Source organism: Pseudomonas trutticola BRTCR10 (genome assembly GCF_056155105.1).
Genome location: NZ_CM149552.1, coordinates 458,305 through 476,183, shown reverse-complemented (window position 1 = coordinate 476,183; position 17,879 = coordinate 458,305). Strand labels below are relative to the sequence as shown.

The window sequence follows — 17,879 nt, the reverse complement described above, 5'->3', positions numbered from 1 at the left end:
CCTGCAGTGCTCTACGACTGTAAAGCAGCTATGCAGAATTAACGGTCACCCGAGCAGTAGTACCTGGCATTGGCTGTGGAACTGCACAGCAGAAAACCGGGTACTCGTCTCAGGACAATGGAGCGTCGTAGATGAGTAACAAGAATAACGATGACCTGAAGTACCAAGCCTCGGAAAACACCCTGGGGCTTAATCCCGTCGTTGGGCTACGCGGAAAGGATCTGCTGGCCTCTGCTCGTATGGTGCTGAAACAGGCCATTAAACAACCGATCCATAGCGTCAAGCACGTCACCCATTTCGGCCTCGAACTGAAGAACGTGTTGTTCGGCAAATCCGAACTGCAACCGGCCGGCGATGACCGTCGCTTCGCCGATCCTGCGTGGAGCCAGAACCCGCTCTACAAACGTTATCTGCAAACTTATCTGGCGTGGCGCAAGGAACTCCACGCCTGGATCGATGACAGCAGCCTGTCACCCAAAGACATCGCCCGTGGGCATTTCGTCATTAACCTGATGACCGAAGCCATGGCCCCGACCAACACGGCGGCCAACCCGGCGGCGGTCAAACGCTTCTTCGAAACCGGCGGCAAAAGCCTGCTCGACGGCCTCTCGCATCTGGCCAAGGATCTGGTCCACAACGGCGGCATGCCGAGCCAGGTCAACATGGGCGCATTCGAGGTCGGCAAGAGCCTTGGTGTCACCGAAGGCGCCGTGGTGTTTCGCAACGACGTGCTGGAGCTGATCCAGTACAAGCCGATCACCGAACAGGTTCACGAGCGTCCATTGCTGGTGGTGCCACCACAGATCAACAAGTTCTACGTTTTCGACCTCAGCCCGGACAAGAGCCTGGCGCGCTTCTGCCTGCGCAACAACGTGCAGACGTTCATCGTCAGCTGGCGCAACCCGACCAAGGCGCAGCGCGAGTGGGGCCTGTCGACGTACATCGATGCGCTGAAAGAAGCGGTCGACGTGGTCACCGCCATCACCGGCAGCAAAGACGTGAACATGCTCGGCGCCTGCTCGGGCGGCATCACCTGCACCGCCCTGCTCGGCCACTACGCGGCGATCGGCGAGAAGAAGGTCAATGCCCTCACGCTACTGGTCAGCGTGCTCGACACCACCCTGGACAGCGACGTCGCGTTGTTTGTCGATGAACAGACCCTTGAGACCGCCAAGCGCCATTCGTATCAGGCCGGCGTGCTCGAAGGCAAAGACATGGCCAAGGTCTTCGCGTGGATGCGGCCGAACGATCTGATCTGGAACTACTGGGTCAACAACTACCTGCTCGGCAACGAGCCGCCGGTGTTCGACATCCTGTTCTGGAACAACGACACCACACGGTTGCCGGCCGCGTTCCACGGCGACCTGATCGAGATGTTCAAAAACAACCCACTGATTCGCCCGAATGCACTGGAAGTGTGCGGCACACCGATCGACCTCAAGCAGGTCACTGCCGACATCTTCTCGCTGGCCGGCACCAACGACCACATCACGCCGTGGAAGTCCTGCTACAAGTCGGCGCAGCTGTTTGGTGGCAAGGTCGAGTTCGTGCTGTCGAGCAGCGGCCATATCCAGAGCATTCTGAATCCGCCGGGCAATCCGAAATCGCGCTACATGACCGGCGAAGAAATGGCGGCGAATGCCGATGACTGGCAAGAGAACTCGACCAAGCACACCGATTCCTGGTGGTTGTACTGGCAGACGTGGCAAGCCGAGCGCTCGGGCAACCTGAAAAAAGCGCCAACCAAACTCGGCAACAAGGCATATGCGCCAGGTGAAGCATCGCCGGGTACTTATGTTCACGAGCGGTAACTTACACACCTCATTCCCCCGTGGGAGCGGGCTTGTGGTGAGGGGATTCATCCCCGATGGGTCGCGCAGCGGCCCCAAAACCTGCAATCGCGGCAACTATGATTCTCCGCGTTCGAGGGTGTGCGACTGCTTCGCAGTCGATCGGGGATAAATCCCCTCGCCACAGTGCCCGCTCCCACAAGGGATTCGAGGTGATTTTGAGATCGACCCACAGGGCCTGAAGCATGCCGCAACCGTTCATTTTTCGTACCGTCGACCTGGATGGCCAGACCCTCCGCACGGCGGTACGCCCCGGCAAGCCTCACTTGACGCCCTTGCTGATTTTCAACGGCATCGGCGCCAACCTGGAGCTGGTGTTTCCGTTTGTCGCAGCACTGGACCCGGATCTGGAAGTGATCGCCTTCGACGTGCCCGGTGTCGGCGGTTCTTCGACGCCGAACCGGCCGTATCGCTTTCCTGGCCTGGCCAAGCTGACTGCGCGGATGCTCGATTACCTCGACTACGGTCAGGTCAATGTGATCGGCGTGTCGTGGGGGGGCGCACTGGCGCAGCAATTCGCCTACGACTACCCCGAGCGCTGCAAGAAACTGGTGCTGGCGGCGACCGCTGCCGGTGCAGTGATGGTGCCAGGCAAACCGAAAGTGTTGTGGATGATGGCCAGCCCCCGGCGCTACATCCAGCCATCCCATGTCATCCGCATCGCGCCTTTGATCTACGGCGGCTCGTTCCGCCGTGACCCGACGCTGGCCGCCAGCCATGCGGCGAAAGTGCGTTCGGCAGGCAAGCTCGGTTACTACTGGCAACTGTTCGCCGGCCTTGGCTGGACCAGCATTCACTGGCTGCACAAGATCCATCAACCGACGCTGGTACTGGCCGGCGATGACGATCCGCTGATTCCGCTGATCAACATGCGCATGCTCGCCTGGCGCATTCCCAATGCGCAGTTGCACATCATCGACGACGGTCATCTGTTCCTGATCACCCGCGCCGAAGCGGTGGCGCCGATCATCATGAAATTCCTCCAGGAGGAGCGTCAACGCGCCGTGATGCACCCGCATCCAACTCCGCTCGGCGGTTAAGCCCTGCGGCAGGCTTTATGCAGGGCTTTTGTAGAAAGTGCGCGGCAGGACGCCGCGCAGGCAGCAACCCGCAACAGCGTCTATGGTGTTCTGGTTCGGTGAGTTTGTTTTTTGACCTGAAGACGAAGGAGTGTTGAGTCATGCGCGACAAACCAGCGACGGGCGTAGTGCCCAGCCCCGCCGTGTTCATCAACGCACAAAGTGCGATCACCGGTCTGCGTGGCAGGGATCTGCTCTCGACCTTGCGCAGTGTCGCCGCCCATGGTCTGCGTAATCCGATTCACAGCGCGAAACACGCCTTGAAACTCGGCGGCCAGCTCGGCCGCGTGCTGCTCGGCGAAACCCTGCACCCGACCAACCCGCAGGACACTCGCTTCGCCGATCCGGCGTGGAGCCTCAACCCGTTTTACCGGCGCAGCCTGCAGGCCTATCTGGCTTGGCAGAAGCAGGTCAAAAGCTGGATCGATGAAAGCAACATGAGCGATGACGACCGCGCCCGTGCACACTTTGCCTTCACCCTGCTCAACGACGCCGTGGCGCCGTCCAACACCCTGCTCAACCCGCTGGCGATCAAGGAGCTGTTCAACTCCGGCGGTAACAGCCTAGTGCGCGGCCTCAGTCATCTGTTCGATGACCTGCTGCACAACGACGGCTTGCCACGGCAGGTCACTCGTCAGGCTTTCGAGGTCGGCAAGACCGTCGCCACCACCACCGGCTCGGTGGTGTTTCGCAATGAATTACTGGAGCTGATCCAGTACAAGCCGATGAGCGAAAAGCAGTACGCCAAGCCTCTGCTGGTGGTGCCGCCGCAAATCAACAAGTACTACATCTTCGACCTGAGCCCACACAACAGCTTCGTCCAGTACGCACTGAAGAACGGCTTGCAGACGTTCATGATCAGCTGGCGCAACCCCGATGTGCGCCATCGCGAGTGGGGTCTGTCGACCTACGTTGAAGCGGTGGAAGAAGCGATGAACGTGTGCCGGGCAATCACCGGCGCCCGCGAAGTGAACCTGATGGGTGCCTGCGCCGGCGGACTGACCATCGCAGCCTTGCAAGGTCATTTGCAGGCCAAGCGGCAGTTGCGCCGCATCTCCAGCGCGACCTATCTGGTCAGCCTGCTCGACAGCCAGATCGAAACCCCGGCCACGCTGTTTGCCGATGAGCAGACGCTGGAAGCGGCCAAGCGTCGTTCCTACCAGAAAGGCGTGCTGGACGGCCGCGACATGGCGAAGATCTTCGCCTGGATGCGCCCGAACGATTTGATCTGGAGCTACTTCGTCAACAATTACCTGCTGGGCAAAGAGCCGCCTGCCTTCGACATCCTTTACTGGAACAACGACAACACCCGCCTGCCCGCCGCGTTTCACGGCGATCTGCTGGACTTCTTCAAACACAACCCGTTGACCCATCCCGGCGGTCTGGAAGTGTGCGGCACGCCGATCGATCTGCAAAAAGTCACCGTCGACAGTTTCAGCGTCGCCGGCATGAACGATCACATCACGCCGTGGGACGCGGTGTATCGCTCGACCCTGCTGCTGGGTGGCGAGCGCCGCTTCGTGCTGTCCAACAGCGGCCACGTGCAAAGCATCCTCAACCCGCCAAGCAACCCGAAAGCCGCGTACGTCGAGAACGGGAAGATGAGCAGCGACCCACGCGCCTGGTACTACGACGCCAAACACGTTGATGGCAGCTGGTGGCCGCAGTGGCTGGAATGGATTCAACAGCGCTCCGGTGCCCAGCACGAAACCACGTTTACCCTCGGCAACCCGAACTATCCACCGATGGAGGCCGCGCCCGGTACTTACGTGCGTGTGCGCTGACGCTTAACCGAACTTTTCTAAGAAGACTGGATGAAAACCCGCGACCGGATTCTCGAATGTGCTCTGCAACTGTTCAACGAAAAGGGCGAGCCAAACGTCTCCACCATGGAGGTTGCCAACGAAATGGGGATCAGCCCCGGCAACCTCTACTACCACTTCCACGGCAAGGAACCGCTGATACTCGGGTTGTTCGAACGTTTCCAGAATGAACTGGCGCCGCTGCTCGATCCGCCCTCGGATGTCGAGTTGGCGCCGGAGGATTACTGGCTGTTCCTGCATTTGATCGTCGAGCGACTGGCGCAGTATCGGTTTCTGTTTCAGGACCTGTCGAACCTGGCCGGACGGTTGCCGAAACTGGCCAAAGGCATTCGTCATCTGCTCAATGCTCTGAAGCGCACGCTGGCGTCATTGCTGGCGCGGTTGAAAGCGGGCGGGCAGTTGGTCAGTGATACCCAGGCGTTGGGGCAACTGGTGGAGCAGATCACCATGACCCTGCTGTTCTCGCTGGACTATCAGCGGATTCTTGATCGTGAGGGTGAGGTCAGGTTGGTGGTTTATCAGATCATGATGCTGGTGGCGCCGCACTTGCTGCCGCCGGTGAAAGTGGCGACCGAACGGATGGCCCTGCAATACCTTGAAGATCACGACTGAAATCAAGAGCCCCTCACCCTAGCCCTCTCCCAGAGGGAGAGGGGACTGAATGCGGGATGCTGTAGAAGTACGCCGACCTGACAGTGCGTTACCGAATCCATAATCGATAAGGTCTTTCAGGTCGGCGTATCGCTTGAGACCACTCCGTCGGCCCCCTCTCCCTCCGGGAGAGGGCTGGGGTGAGGGGCAGCCTTGAAGTGTATAAACAAAAACGCCCGGCCTTCACAGGCCGGGCGTTTTGTTTTGCCCTGAAGAATCAGGACTGACTGGTTGGTGTCGACGGGGTCGATGCAGCAGTCGGGGTGGCTACCGGAGTCGGTGCAGCGGCGGAGTTCGACGCGCTGGCCGGGGTTGCCGGGGTGGCAGGCTTGGCTGCAGCGGCAGGCGCTGCCGGTTTCGGCGCAGCGGCTTTCGGTGCGGCCGGCTTTTTCACTGCCGGTTTCTTCGCCGCAGCGGGTTTGGCCGCTGGTTTGGCAGCCGGTTTGGCGGCAGCGGTTTTCGCTGCTGGCTTGGCGGCTGGCTTCGCTGCGGTTTTAGCGGCAGGTTTCGCGGCTGCCTTGGCAGCTGCAACCGGCTTGGCCGCTGCTTTCGCAGCAGGTTTGGCGGCAGCAGTTTTCGCTACGGATTTAACTGCTGCTTTAGCCTTCGCCACCGGTTTGGCAGCCGCTTTGGCCAAAGGCTTGGCCGCAGTTTTTGCCGCTGGTTTAGCTGCGGCGGTTTTGGCTGCCGGTTTGGCTGCTGCGGTTTTCGCCGCCACAGGCTGAGCTTTCAGACCGGTGAGTTTTTCGATCTGCTTGGTCAGGGTTTCAACCTTGCTGTGCAGCGCTTTGACTTCATTGCGGCTTGGCACACCCAGGCGCGAAATCGCGCTGTTCAGGCGCTTGTCGAAAGCTCCTTCCAGCTCGTCCCACTTGCCCAGTGCGCGATCTTTCACGCCACTGATGCGCGATTTGGCCGAAGAAGCGGAGTCCTTGGCGGCATCGACTTTTTTGCCGACTGCAGACTTGGTGAGCTTCTCGGCTTTCTCGCCGTCTTTGACCAATGTATCGAAGAGCTTGCTGCCGTCAGTGTCGATCTTCGAGTACACGCCTAAACCAGCCAGCCAGATTTTACGGGAGTAGTCTTCGACCTTCCCAATCCACGAGCTGCCTTCTTTATCGGTGTTCTTTTTACCAGCCATCCCGTTCTCCTTAAGATTTACGCGCGACGCGTTCGAGCAATGCCGTCAGCTCATCGAGCTTAGCAGAGAGTGTCTCAACGTCATGTTTAGACGGAATGCCGATACGATTCAAGGCGCTTGCTACACGGGAGTCGAACGCCTTCTCGACCTTGTCGAGCTGAACTTCGACACGACCTTTGAAAGAACTGACTTCGCTCTTGGCATCGTCGATCTCGGCATTGGCCGCTTCGAGTTTTTCGGTGACGACTTTTTTGCCTTTCTTTTCAACAGTTTGACCAGCCTTGATCAACTCCTGAAAGTACTCGCTGCCCTCTTGACCGACCTTGGCGTAGGCACCCAGGCCTGCCAGCCAGATCTTGCGGGCATAGGATTTCACGTCGCTCAGAGTAGAAGTCGAAGCGTCGATTTTTTTCTTCAAAATAACTTTGGCCATGGTGCACCTCACGCGCAGAAGGTTTGAGGAACTGCCCGCAGGTTTGTCGGGCTCAGGCACAAAGTAGGCAGAAAAATTAGAAACGGCACCCTAACAACTGACATAAAAGCTTGGGAGCGCTACAAACAAATGTAGGAGTGAGCCTGCTCGCGATAGCGTTGTATCAGTCAAAAAAGAAGTCGACTGACAGACCGCTATCGCGAGCAGGCTCACTCCTACAAGGGATCGTGTTTCAGACCAGCGCTTTGTCGAGAGCCTTCTCGATCTCGGCTTTGATCATGCCGCTCATGGCCGACATCATGATGCCTAGTTCCACGTCGACGCGGATCGAGTCGTCGGCCACATGCACCGCGCCTTTCACGCCCGAGCGCTTGAGGTTCAGAGTGTCGCCCGACCATTGCGGCTCCAGGCCATATTGATCGGAGAGTTTCTGCGCCAGTTTGTCAGCCTTCTCGCGGGCGGCTTCCTTGCCCAGGCTGTGAGCACGCTCAACACTGATTTTGGCCATTGAATGACTCCTGATTTTCGAAGATGACTATGAAGGCTTGTCGGTAAATCTTGACCGCATCTGCGGCAAATCGTCCCGAAGGTTGCCCATCTTACCTTTAGCCATTCCAAGACAAAGCATGGCTTGGGGATTAGAATGTCGCGCATTCTCTTTTGGTGACAGCGATATGACTGATCAGCGCAAAGGCAGCGATGCCGAACCCACCACTCACTTCGGCTTCAAAAACGTTCCGGAAAGCCAGAAAGCGGAAAAAGTCGCTGAGGTATTCCACTCGGTAGCCGCCAAGTACGACCTGATGAACGACCTTCTGTCGGGCGGCATGCACCGTTTGTGGAAGCGTTTTGCGATCGAACTGTCGGGCGTGCGCAGCGGCAACCGCGTGCTGGACATCGCCGGCGGCACTGGCGACCTGACCAAAAAATTCTCGCACCTCGTTGGCCCGACCGGCCAGGTGGTATTGGCCGACATCAACGAATCGATGCTCAAGGTCGGTCGCGACCGTCTGCTCGATCTGGGCGTGTCGGGCAACGTCGAATTTGTTCAGGCGGACGCGGAAAAGCTGCCATTCCCGGACAATCACTTCGACTGCGTGACCATCGCCTTCGGCCTGCGCAACGTGACGCACAAAGAAGACGCCCTGCGCTCGATGCTGCGCGTGCTCAAGCCCGGCGGTCGCCTGCTGGTGCTGGAATTCTCCAAGCCGACCAACGCGCTGATGTCGAAAGCCTACGACGCTTACTCGTTCGCCTTCATGCCACTGATGGGCAAGCTGATCACCAACGACTCGGAAAGCTATCGCTACCTGGCCGAATCGATCCGCATGCACCCGAATCAGGAAACCCTGAAGTCGATGATGGTCGACGCCGGTTTCGACCGCGTGACCTATCACAACATGACCGCAGGCATCGTCGCCCTGCACCGTGGCATCAAGCCCTGATGTTGCTCACCGGGCTGCTCGCCAGCGTTGAACTCGGCCTGAACCGAGTGCTGCGTCTCGACAGCACGGCGCTGCCGCGGCTGGCGCATTTGACCGGCAAGGTGATTGCCGTGGATTGCCGCAGCCCGGCGCTGCAACTGTTCATTTTGCCGAGCGACGAGGGCTTGATGCTGGCCTCTCACTGGGAAACCGGCGTCGACTGCACCTTGCGCGCTCCGGCTTCGAGCCTGATAAAACTGGCCGTGAGCAAAGACAAGACCGCGGTGTTGCACGCCCCGGAAGTCGAGCTCGATGGCGACAGCGGCGTGCTGCTGGAACTGGCCGGTGTGCTGCAAGACCTTGAGCTGGACTGGGAGTACGAACTCTCGCGCTGGCTCGGCCCGGTTGCCACGCAATTGGTTGGCGGTCACCTGCGCAGCCGCGTCCGCTGGTATCAACAAGGATTTGCCAGCCTCAACCAGAATCTCGCCGAATACCTCGCCGAAGAATCGCGCACCCTCGTCGGGCAGCGCGAAGCCGAAGCGCGATTCAGCGAACTGGACCGGATCAAACTTGATCTGGAACGTCTCGAGGCGCGTTTCGAGCGCCTTTCCCGATCCCTCGACCCAAGCGATAACGCATGAAGCTGCTTGCCGTCCGCCGTCTGTTGCGCATCCAGCGCGTCGTGATCCGCTACCGCCTCGATGACCTGCTGTTTGATCTGCCGCTGCCCTGGTTCCTGTTGGCATTGCGTTACGTGCTGCCGTGGCGCTGGTTCCCGCGCAAGCCGCTGGAGCTCAGCCGTGGCGCGCGTTTGCGCCTGGCGTTGCAGGATCTCGGGCCGATTTTCATCAAATTCGGGCAGATCCTCTCGACCCGCCGCGACCTGCTGCCGGAAGACATCGCCGATGAGCTGATGCTGTTGCAGGACCGCGTACCACCGTTCGATTCGCAGCTGTCGATCAAGCTGATCGAAGAACAGCTCGGCAAGAAAATCAGCGAAGTGTTCAGCCGTTTCGACGTTGAACCACTGGCTTCGGCTTCGGTGGCACAAGTGCACGCCGCGCAGCTGAAAAGCGGTGAAGAAGTCGTAGTGAAGGTAATCCGCCCGGGCCTGAAACCGATCATCGCCCAGGATCTGGCGTGGCTGTTCATCCTCGCTCGCGCCGCCGAAAAACTCTCGGCCGACGCGCGCCTGCTGCACCCGGTCGACGTGGTGCAGGATTACGAAAAAACCATCTACGACGAACTCGACCTGCTGCGCGAGGCGGCCAACGCCAGCCAGTTGAAGCGCAACTTCGAAGGCTCGCCGCTGCTCTACGTGCCACAAGTCTACTGGGACTGGTGCCGGCCGAAAGTGCTGGTGATGGAGCGCATCTACGGCATACAGGTGACGGATCTGGCGACCCTCGCCGACCAGCGCACCGACATGAAGATGCTCGCCGAGCGCGGCGTGGAGATCTTCTTCACCCAGGTGTTCCGCGACAGTTTCTTCCACGCCGACATGCACCCGGGCAATATTTTCGTCAGCACCGTCAACCCGTGGAGCCCGCAGTACATTGCAATCGACTGCGGCATCGTCGGCAGCCTGACCCCGGAAGACCAGGATTACCTGGCGCGCAACCTGTTCGCTTTCTTCAAGCGTGACTACCGCCGCGTGGCGCAACTGCACATCGATTCGGGCTGGGTGCCGGCGGAAACCAAGCTCAACGAATTCGAAGCGGCGATCCGCACCGTCTGCGAGCCGATCTTCGAAAAACCGTTAAAAGATATTTCATTTGGCCAGGTGCTGATGCGCCTGTTCCAGACCGCACGACGCTTCAACATGGAAGTCCAGCCGCAACTCGTGTTGCTGCAAAAGACCCTGCTGAACATCGAAGGCCTTGGACGTCAGCTCTATCCGGACCTGGATCTGTGGAACACCGCGCAGCCGTTCCTCGAACGCTGGATGCGCGAGCGCGTCAGCCCGAAAGCCTTGCTCGGCAACGTGCAAAGCCAGTTCGAACAAATTCCGCACTTGGCGAATATGGCCCGCGATCTGCTCGAACGCATGTCCCAGCCACACGCTTACGACCCGCCGCCACCGTGGCACAAACGCAAGGACGACTGGTTCCTGCGCCTGCTCGGTTGCGCCCATCTGGCGGGCGGGGTGATCCTCGCCATCGGCGGCCCGCTGCACGAATTAGGGCATTGGCCCGCCGGGATCATGGTGGCCGTGGGCTTGTATCTGGTCGTTCGCCGATAGCACGAATCAGCTGCAAGTTATAAGCTGCGAGCTGCAAGCCTGCCGTTACAGGAACACCGCAATCCGCTTTTACTTGCAGCTTGAAGCTCAAAGCTTGTAGCTGCGTTTCGGGAATTGAAGATGAAGAACTGGCTGGACGAGATCAAGTGGGACGCTGATGGCCTGGTGCCGGCGATTGCCCAGGATCACAAGACCGGACGCGTACTGATGATGGCTTGGATGAACCGCGAAGCGCTCGAGCTGACCGCTGCGGAAAACCGTGCAATCTACTGGTCACGTTCCCGTGGCAAGCTGTGGCGCAAGGGCGAAGAGTCCGGCCATGTGCAGACCTTGCATGAAATGCGTCTGGACTGTGACGCCGACGTGATCATCCTGATGGTTGAACAGATCGGCGACATCGCTTGCCATACCGGCCGTCAAAGCTGCTTTTACCGTGTCTTCGAAAACGGCGACTGGAAAACCGTCGATCCGGTGCTGAAAGACCCGCACGCAATCTACTCCGCAGGACACAAACATGAGTGACACCCTGACTCGTCTGGCCGAAGTGCTCGAAGAGCGCAAAGGCGCAGCGGCCGACAGCTCGTATGTAGCTAGTCTGTATCACAAGGGCCTGAACAAGATTCTGGAGAAAGTCGGCGAAGAGTCGGTCGAAACCATTATTGCCGCCAAGGACGCCGCCATCAGCGGCGACTGCAGCGACGTGATCTACGAGACCGCCGACCTGTGGTTCCACAGCATGGTCATGCTCGCCCAACTGGGGCAGCATCCGCAGGCCGTGCTGGATGAACTGGATCGCCGCTTCGGCCTGTCCGGACACGTCGAGAAAGCCTCGCGTCCGTCCGCCTGAACAATTTCTAGAGAGGAACAGCAACATGGGCATTTTTGACTGGAAACACTGGATCGTCATTCTGGTAGTCGTGGTGCTGGTGTTCGGCACCAAGAAACTGAAAAACCTCGGTACCGACGTCGGCGAGTCGATCAAGGGCTTCCGTAAAGCCATGAACGACGATGAAAAACCGGCTGCTGATCCAACCGTGACGCCTGCGCAGCCGGTGCCACCGGTTCAGCCACAAGCTACCGCTCAGGCCAACCCGCCGCACACCATCGACGTGCAGGCGCAAAAAGTCGAAGAGCCGATCCGCAAAGACGTGTGAGCACTGACTAATGTTTGGTATCAGCTTCTCTGAACTGCTGCTCGTCGGCCTCGTTGCCCTGCTGGTGCTGGGCCCCGAGCGTCTGCCGGGCGCTGCACGCACCGCTGGCCTGTGGGTCGGCCGGCTGAAGCGCAGCTTCAACGCGATCAAACAGGAAGTTGAACGTGAAATCGGTGCCGACGAGATTCGTCGGCAACTGCACAACGAGCACATTCTGTCGCTGGAGCAAGAGGCGCGGAAGATTTTCCAGCCGGTTCAGCAGGAGCCGACGCCGGTTGAGCATGTGGGGCAGCAGACGATTCACAGCCCTGCTGCCGCGACGACGCCACCAGCACCTGCTGCCGTTGTAGCTCCGACAGAAACGGCGCCAGCCGCCGTAGAACATTCTGTTGAACACGTTGCGCCAAACGCCGCGCCGATCACAACAGCGCCTCACGACACTACTCTGCCGCCGCGAGCCCCATGAGCGATCTCCCCGAAAACGACCAGCACATGCCGCTGGTTTCGCACCTCACCGAGTTGCGCACCCGCCTGCTGCGTTGCGTGGCGGCGATCTTCATCATCTTCGCCGGGCTGTTTGCGTTCACCCAGCAGATCTACACCTTCGTCTCAACGCCGCTGCGCCAGTACCTGCCGGTCGGCGCGACGATGATCGCCACCGACGTGTCATCGCCGTTCCTGACGCCGCTGAAGCTGACGATGATGGTTTCGCTGTTCCTCGCGATTCCGGTGATCCTGCATCAGATCTGGGGTTTCATCGCGCCGGGCCTGTACAAGCATGAAAAGCGCATCGCGGTGCCGTTGCTGGTGTCCAGCATCCTGCTGTTCTACACCGGCATGGCCTTCGCCTATTACTTCGTGTTCCCGCTGATCTTCAAGTTCTTCGCTGCTGCCACCCCGGCCGGCGTGGAAATGATGACTGACATCGCCAGCTACCTCGACTTCGTCATGACGCTGTTCTTCGCCTTCGGCGTGGCGTTTGAAATCCCGGTGGCCGTGGTGCTGCTGGTGTGGATCGGCGTGGTCGACGTCAAATACCTGAAGAAGATCCGTCCGTACGTGATCATCGGCTGCTTCGTGGTCGGCATGATCCTCACCCCGCCGGACATTTTCTCGCAGACCCTGCTGGCGGTGCCGATGTGGATGCTGTTTGAAATCGGCATTCTGTTTGGTGGCCTGATCAGCAAGCGCGAACGTCCGGACGAAACCGCTGACGATCACAACGACCAGCCGCCAGCGACCCAGGCATGAACCTGCTGCTGCTCGAAGAGGCCGATTTCATTGCGGCCGACCGTGTGGTGCTGCGTGATCGTCGTCTGACCCACATGCAGGAGGTTCACCGCTCGGAAGTCGGTGACAGCCTGCGCGTCGGACGGATCAATGGGTTGATGGGTTCGGCCGAACTGCTTCGCCTCGAAGCGGGTGAAGCCGAGTTGCGCGTCAGTCTCGTTCAGCCGCCACCGGCCAAGCTGCCGCTGACCCTGGTACTCGCTCTGCCACGTCCGAAGATGCTCCGTCGGGTGTTTCAGACCGTGGCGACCATGGGCGTGTCGAAGGTCATTCTGGTCAACAGCTACCGGGTCGAGAAGAGTTTCTGGCAGACGCCGTTTCTTGAGCCTGACGCGATTCGCGAAAATTTGATCCTCGGTCTGGAACAGGCGCGCGACACCGTGCTGCCGGAGATCATCATCGAAAAGCGCTTCAAGCCTTTCGTTGAAGACCGGCTGCCGGCGATTACCGACGGCACCCTCGGCCTGGTCGGCCACCCCGGCAACTACCCACCCTGCCCGCGCGCGCTGAACGAGCCGGTGACCCTGGCCATCGGCCCCGAGGGTGGCTGGATTCCCTACGAAATCGATCTGCTGGCCAAATCCGGCCTGCAACCGGTGCAACTGGGCGAACGCATCCTGCGCGTCGAAACCGCCGTCACCGCCCTGCTCGCGCGGCTGTTCTAAATTCCACACCGATCCCTATGGCAAGGGGGCTTGCCCCCGTTTGGGTGCGCAGCGGCCAGCGCTTTTCATTCTGCTGGCACACCGCATTCAGGCGTTTACGACGGCTGCGCCGCCGAGCGGGAGCAAGCTCCCTCGCCACAGGATCACGTCCCCCCCGGATAAATGGTGTTACAGATTGCCATCACGCGGCCGATACAGTCCCCATAAGTCCAATTAGTGGTCCGAGGGGAGTCGTCGCATGTACCGTTGGTTAGCCGAGAATCTTGGGAACGTCAGCGTCAAACGCAAGCTGGGAATCGGTTTCGGCCTGGTGCTGTTGCTGACGCTGTTGATCACCTTTACCGGCTGGACCGGCATGAGCGGCATCATCAGCCGTGGCGACAAGCTCGGTTTCATCTCCAGCCTCAACGAGCTGACCAAGGACTTGCGCCTGGCACGCCTGGACTATGAAGCACGCCGTGGCGAACAAGGCCCGGGCGCGGTCAACGAGCTGCTGAACAAACTCGACAGCGGCCTGCAAACCGCTCGCAGCCTGATCGAACAACCGTCCGATGCGGCGATGGTCGATCAACAACTGGCCGCCGTCGCCGAGTACAAACGCGCTTTCGCCGACATGACCCAAGCCACGGTGCAACGCGAAGACGCCCGCAGCAAACTCGGCGCCAGCGCCGACAACGCCGTGGCCAAGGTTTCCGAAGTCGAAAAATCCGTGCTGCAGGGCGACAGCGTCGCGCAATTCAACAGCGTGATCGAGCTGAGCAAACTGCTGCAACAGGCCCGCTATCAGGTGCGCGGCTACACCTACAGCGGCAAGGCCGAGGCCGAACAACCGGCGCTGGACGCCATCGACAATGCCCTGAAAAACCTCGAAAGCCTGCCGGCGAAACTGCCGGAACAGCACATCGCCAACCTGCAACAGGCCACCGACTCGATCAAGGCCTACCGTGCGGCAGTCGCCCAGTTCCGCGACTCCCAGGTCAATAGCGCCAAGGCCCAGGCGCGCATGTCGACTCAGGGCGACATCCTGCTCGACGTCAGCAAAAAGCTCACCGAATCCCAAACCGTGGTGCGCGACACCGACGCCGCCCACGCCAAGAACATGCTGATCATCGCGACCCTTCTGGCCGTGGCCTTCGGCCTGCTGGCCGCGTGGGCAATCACCCGACAGATCATCATTCCGCTGAACCAGACCCTGAAAGTCGCCGAGCGCGTTGCCGCTGGCGACCTGACCCACAACCTGGTCTCCCTGCGCCGCGACGAACTCGGTCAGTTGCAACGTTCGATGCAGAGCATGACCCAAGGCCTGCGCGAGCTGATCGGCGGGATCAGCGACGGCGTCACGCAGATCGCCAGCGCTGCCGAAGAGCTGTCGGCGGTCACCGAGCAGACCAGCGCCGGGGTCAACAATCAGAAGATCGAGACAGACCAGGTCGCCACCGCCATGAACGAAATGGCCGCCACCGTACAGGAAGTTGCGCGCAACGCCGAAGAAGCCTCCGAAGCCGCCGTCGCCGCCGACCAACAGGCCCGCGAAGGCGACAAAGTCGTCGGCGAAGCCATTGCCCAGATCGAGCGCCTGGCCGCTGAAGTGGGTCACTCCACCGAAGCCATGGGCGAACTGAAACGCGAAAGCGACAAGATCGGCAGCGTCCTCGACGTGATCAAATCCGTGGCCCAGCAAACCAACCTGCTGGCGCTCAACGCGGCCATCGAAGCGGCGCGTGCCGGTGAGGCCGGACGGGGTTTCGCCGTGGTTGCCGACGAGGTGCGTAGCCTCGCCCAGCGCACGCAGAAGTCCACCGAAGAGATCGAAGAGCTGATCGTCGGCCTGCAAAACGGTACCCAGCAGGTGGCGACGATCATGGACAACAGCCGCACCCTGACCGACAGCAGCGTAGAGCTGACCCGTCGCGCCGGTGGCTCGCTGGAAAGCATCACCCGCACGGTGTCGGCGATTCAGGCGATGAACCAGCAGATTGCCGCAGCAGCCGAACAGCAGAGCGCAGTGGCGGAAGAGATCAACCGTAGCGTGCTGAACGTGCGGGATGTGTCGGATCAGACCTCGGCAGCGAGTGAGGAGACCGCGGCGTCCAGTGTTGAGCTGGCGCGACTGGGGACGCATCTGCAGATGCTGGTTGGTAAGTTCAAGGTCTAAGTAGTCGGACTGATCGTTCCCACGCTCTGCGTGGGAATGCATCCTGTGACGCTCTGCGTCAAGCTTGAGAAGGGACGCGGAGCGTCCCGGGCGGCGTTCCCACGCAGAGCGTGGGAACGATCAGTTACAGAACCTGACGCAAGAACGCCTGAGCCCGCGGATCCTTCGGCGCATCAAAGAACTCAGCGGGCGAGGCATCTTCGAGCAGTTTGCCGTGATCGAAGAACAACACCCGATCCGCCACTTCCCGGGCGAAGCCCATCTCGTGGGTGACGCAGACCATGGTCATGCCTTCCACGGCCAGGTTTTTCATCACATCCAGCACCTCGCCGACCATTTCCGGGTCGAGCGCCGAAGTCGGCTCATCGAACAGCATGACCTTCGGCTCCATCGCCAGCGCCCGGGCAATCGCCACGCGCTGCTGCTGACCGCCGGACAGGCGTGACGGAAACTCGTTGGCCTTCTGCGCAATACCGACCTTTTTCAGCAACTCCATGGCCTTGGCTTCACGCTCTTTCTTGCCGCGCTTGCGCACGACTTTCTGCGCCAGACAGAGGTTTTCCAGCACGGTCATGTGCGGGAACAGGTTGAAATGCTGGAACACCATGCCGACTTCGCGGCGGTAGGCGTTGACGTCGGTTTTCGGGTCGGCCAGTTGCAGGCCGTCGATGCTCACCGAGCCGGAGTCAAACTCTTCCAGGCCATTGAGGCAGCGCAGGAAGGTCGATTTGCCGGAACCGGACGGGCCGATCACCACCAGCACTTCGCCCTTGGCGACTGAGGTGGTGACGTTATCCACAGCCCGAACCACCTGGCCACGGGTGTCGAAGACTTTTACCAGATCGCGGACTTCAATCACTTTGCGCGAGCCTCCGCTCAAGCCGGCTGGCGATTTTCGACAGCGGCAGGTTGATCAACAGGTACAGACCGGCGACGCAGAACAGAATCTCGAACGGCGAGAACGAAGTAGTGATGACTTCACGACCGCTTTTCAGCAGCTCGGTAATCGCGATCACCGACACCAGCGAGGTGTCCTTGACCAGACTGATGAACTGCCCGGCCAGCGGCGGCAGCACGCGTTTGAATGCTTGCGGCAGCACCACGTGGCGCATCGATTGACCGGCACTCAGACCGAGCGAACGGGCGGCTTCGTTCTGGCCTCGTGCAATCGACTGCACACCGGAACGGATGATCTCCGCCACATAAGCACCGGTGAACAGCGACAGCGCGGCGATCCCGGCGAACTCGCGGGACAGGTTCATCACCGTGCCGATGAAGAAGTAGAAAATGAAAATCTGCACCAGCAGCGGCGTGCCGCGTACCAGCTCAACGTAGATGCTCGACAGGTCGCGCAGGGTCGGGTTGCTCGACAAGCGGCAAAGCCCGGTGACCAGACCGATCAGCAGCCCCAGAATCCCGGAGACCACCGACAGCCAAAGCGTCGTCCACAGCCCCCACAGCAGCGGTCCTGCGGCCCAATGCCGGGTCACACCCACGACGTCGCCTTCCGCGACATCGTCGCCCTGAGCGAATTGCAGGCTGTTTTCGTCGACGGTCAGATGCTGTTCGTCACCGGCGTCGTTGCGCAGGGTGACCTGCGCGCTGCCGCCCTTGCGCACCAGTTCGCTGACGGTGGAAATGTCGGCGGCGCGCTGGGTTTCCTCGGCCTGATAGGCGAAATACTGCGGCACACGGTTCCAGCGCCATTCGTAGGACATCAGCGACGTCGCGTAGTACAACGCGCCAGCCAGGCCGATCAGCACCAGCACGGTGAGGACGTGCCAAGGCCATTGGGCTTTTTTATGTTTCATCTGTTTTACAGTTTCCGAATTCTGTGTCGCCTGGAAGGGCCTCATCGCGGGCAAGCCCGCTCCCACAGGTTTAGCGGTGAACATAAATTTTGTGTTCGCCGCTAAACCTGTGGGAGCGGGCTTGCCCGCGATTGAGGCGACTCGGTCTAACTGACCGA

The 17,879-nt window shown here is 60.2% G+C and carries 19 protein-coding genes and 1 pseudogene; 15 read left to right on the top strand and 5 right to left on the bottom strand.

The annotated features are described in order from the left end of the window. Positions 1-131: 131 nt before the first annotated feature. From phaC (ACVVH8_RS02075) to ACVVH8_RS02060, 4 genes are all read left to right on the top strand, one after another. A complete protein-coding gene (gene phaC, locus ACVVH8_RS02075; RefSeq protein WP_103307345.1) occupies positions 132-1,811 on the top strand; it encodes a class II poly(R)-hydroxyalkanoic acid synthase in 1,680 nt (559 codons plus the stop codon). Between the two features lie 224 nt (positions 1,812-2,035). Further along, on the top strand, positions 2,036-2,890 hold the full coding sequence (gene phaZ, locus ACVVH8_RS02070) for a poly(3-hydroxyalkanoate) depolymerase (RefSeq protein ID WP_007909378.1): 855 nt from the start codon (positions 2,036-2,038) through the stop codon (positions 2,888-2,890). Between the two features lie 140 nt (positions 2,891-3,030). After that, the gene (phaC, locus tag ACVVH8_RS02065) at positions 3,031-4,713 is read left to right on the top strand and encodes a class II poly(R)-hydroxyalkanoic acid synthase (protein ID WP_475228252.1); all 1,683 of its coding nucleotides are present in this window, start codon (positions 3,031-3,033) and stop codon (positions 4,711-4,713) included. Between the two features lie 30 nt (positions 4,714-4,743). Continuing rightward, positions 4,744-5,364, top strand: coding sequence for a TetR/AcrR family transcriptional regulator (locus ACVVH8_RS02060; RefSeq protein ID WP_103307347.1), 621 nt, complete (start codon positions 4,744-4,746; stop codon positions 5,362-5,364). 256 nt (positions 5,365-5,620) lie between these two features. Here the strand turns inward: ACVVH8_RS02060 and ACVVH8_RS02055 are convergent, their stop codons facing one another. From ACVVH8_RS02055 to ACVVH8_RS02045, 3 genes are all read right to left on the bottom strand, one after another. Further along, on the bottom strand, positions 5,621-6,544 hold the full coding sequence (locus tag ACVVH8_RS02055) for a phasin family protein (protein WP_213027290.1): 924 nt from the start codon (positions 6,542-6,544) through the stop codon (positions 5,621-5,623). A gap of 10 nt (positions 6,545-6,554) precedes the next feature. Continuing rightward, a complete protein-coding gene (locus ACVVH8_RS02050; RefSeq protein WP_103307350.1) occupies positions 6,555-6,977 on the bottom strand; it encodes a phasin family protein in 423 nt (140 codons plus the stop codon). A gap of 232 nt (positions 6,978-7,209) precedes the next feature. Further along, complete coding sequence (locus ACVVH8_RS02045; protein WP_003220859.1) at positions 7,210-7,485, bottom strand: polyhydroxyalkanoic acid system family protein; 276 nt, start codon at positions 7,483-7,485, stop codon at positions 7,210-7,212. A 166-nt stretch (positions 7,486-7,651) separates the two neighbouring features. Between ACVVH8_RS02045 and ubiE the strand changes: the two genes are divergently transcribed. From ubiE to ACVVH8_RS01990, 11 genes and pseudogenes are all read left to right on the top strand, one after another. Then, on the top strand, positions 7,652-8,422 hold the full coding sequence (ubiE, locus tag ACVVH8_RS02040; protein WP_003220857.1) for a bifunctional demethylmenaquinone methyltransferase/2-methoxy-6-polyprenyl-1,4-benzoquinol methylase UbiE: 771 nt from the start codon (positions 7,652-7,654) through the stop codon (positions 8,420-8,422). Then, on the top strand, positions 8,422-9,045 hold the full coding sequence (locus tag ACVVH8_RS02035; RefSeq protein WP_475228249.1) for a ubiquinone biosynthesis accessory factor UbiJ: 624 nt from the start codon (positions 8,422-8,424) through the stop codon (positions 9,043-9,045). The genes ubiE and ACVVH8_RS02035 overlap by 1 nt, the downstream gene beginning before the upstream one ends. After that, complete coding sequence (gene ubiB / locus ACVVH8_RS02030; RefSeq protein WP_315445289.1) at positions 9,042-10,646, top strand: ubiquinone biosynthesis regulatory protein kinase UbiB; 1,605 nt, start codon at positions 9,042-9,044, stop codon at positions 10,644-10,646. Before ACVVH8_RS02035 ends, ubiB begins: the two co-directional genes overlap by 4 nt. A 120-nt stretch (positions 10,647-10,766) precedes the next feature. Next, complete coding sequence (gene hisI / locus ACVVH8_RS02025; RefSeq protein ID WP_007909357.1) at positions 10,767-11,168, top strand: phosphoribosyl-AMP cyclohydrolase; 402 nt, start codon at positions 10,767-10,769, stop codon at positions 11,166-11,168. Beyond that, positions 11,161-11,493 (top strand): phosphoribosyl-ATP diphosphatase, encoded by a 333-nt coding sequence (locus ACVVH8_RS02020; protein ID WP_007909355.1) that lies wholly within the window; start codon positions 11,161-11,163, stop codon positions 11,491-11,493. The genes hisI and ACVVH8_RS02020 overlap by 8 nt, the downstream gene beginning before the upstream one ends. Positions 11,494-11,518: 25 nt before the next feature. Further along, entirely contained in the window at positions 11,519-11,800 is a 282-nt protein-coding gene (locus ACVVH8_RS02015; RefSeq protein ID WP_003220847.1) for a twin-arginine translocase TatA/TatE family subunit, read from the top strand. 10 nt (positions 11,801-11,810) lie between these two features. Then, positions 11,811-12,266 carry a Sec-independent protein translocase protein TatB gene (gene tatB, locus ACVVH8_RS02010; RefSeq protein ID WP_103307355.1) on the top strand — a complete coding sequence of 152 codons (456 nt, stop codon included), beginning with the start codon at positions 11,811-11,813 and terminating at the stop codon, positions 12,264-12,266. Then, positions 12,263-13,051, top strand: a complete 789-nt coding sequence (tatC, locus tag ACVVH8_RS02005; RefSeq protein WP_213027288.1) for a twin-arginine translocase subunit TatC — start codon at positions 12,263-12,265, stop codon at positions 13,049-13,051. The genes tatB and tatC overlap by 4 nt, the downstream gene beginning before the upstream one ends. After that, complete coding sequence (locus tag ACVVH8_RS02000) at positions 13,048-13,755, top strand: 16S rRNA (uracil(1498)-N(3))-methyltransferase (protein WP_213027287.1); 708 nt, start codon at positions 13,048-13,050, stop codon at positions 13,753-13,755. The genes tatC and ACVVH8_RS02000 overlap by 4 nt, the downstream gene beginning before the upstream one ends. A 238-nt stretch (positions 13,756-13,993) precedes the next feature. Continuing rightward, positions 13,994-15,055, top strand: a pseudogene (locus ACVVH8_RS01995) (methyl-accepting chemotaxis protein); the annotation flags it as partial. Further along, positions 15,038-15,910 carry a methyl-accepting chemotaxis protein gene (locus tag ACVVH8_RS01990; RefSeq protein ID WP_475231112.1) on the top strand — a complete coding sequence of 291 codons (873 nt, stop codon included), beginning with the start codon at positions 15,038-15,040 and terminating at the stop codon, positions 15,908-15,910. The pseudogene ACVVH8_RS01995 and the gene ACVVH8_RS01990, both read left to right, overlap by 18 nt. Positions 15,911-16,034: 124 nt before the next feature. Here the strand turns inward: ACVVH8_RS01990 and ACVVH8_RS01985 are convergent, their stop codons facing one another. Both ACVVH8_RS01985 and ACVVH8_RS01980 read right to left on the bottom strand, forming a co-directional pair. Then, the gene (locus ACVVH8_RS01985) at positions 16,035-16,769 is read right to left on the bottom strand and encodes an amino acid ABC transporter ATP-binding protein (RefSeq protein WP_103304233.1); all 735 of its coding nucleotides are present in this window, start codon (positions 16,767-16,769) and stop codon (positions 16,035-16,037) included. Further along, positions 16,762-17,721: an amino acid ABC transporter permease gene (locus tag ACVVH8_RS01980; protein WP_103304232.1), complete on the bottom strand. Its 960-nt coding sequence runs from the start codon at positions 17,719-17,721 to the stop codon at positions 16,762-16,764. Before ACVVH8_RS01980 ends, ACVVH8_RS01985 begins: the two co-directional genes overlap by 8 nt. Positions 17,722-17,879 lie beyond the last annotated feature (158 nt).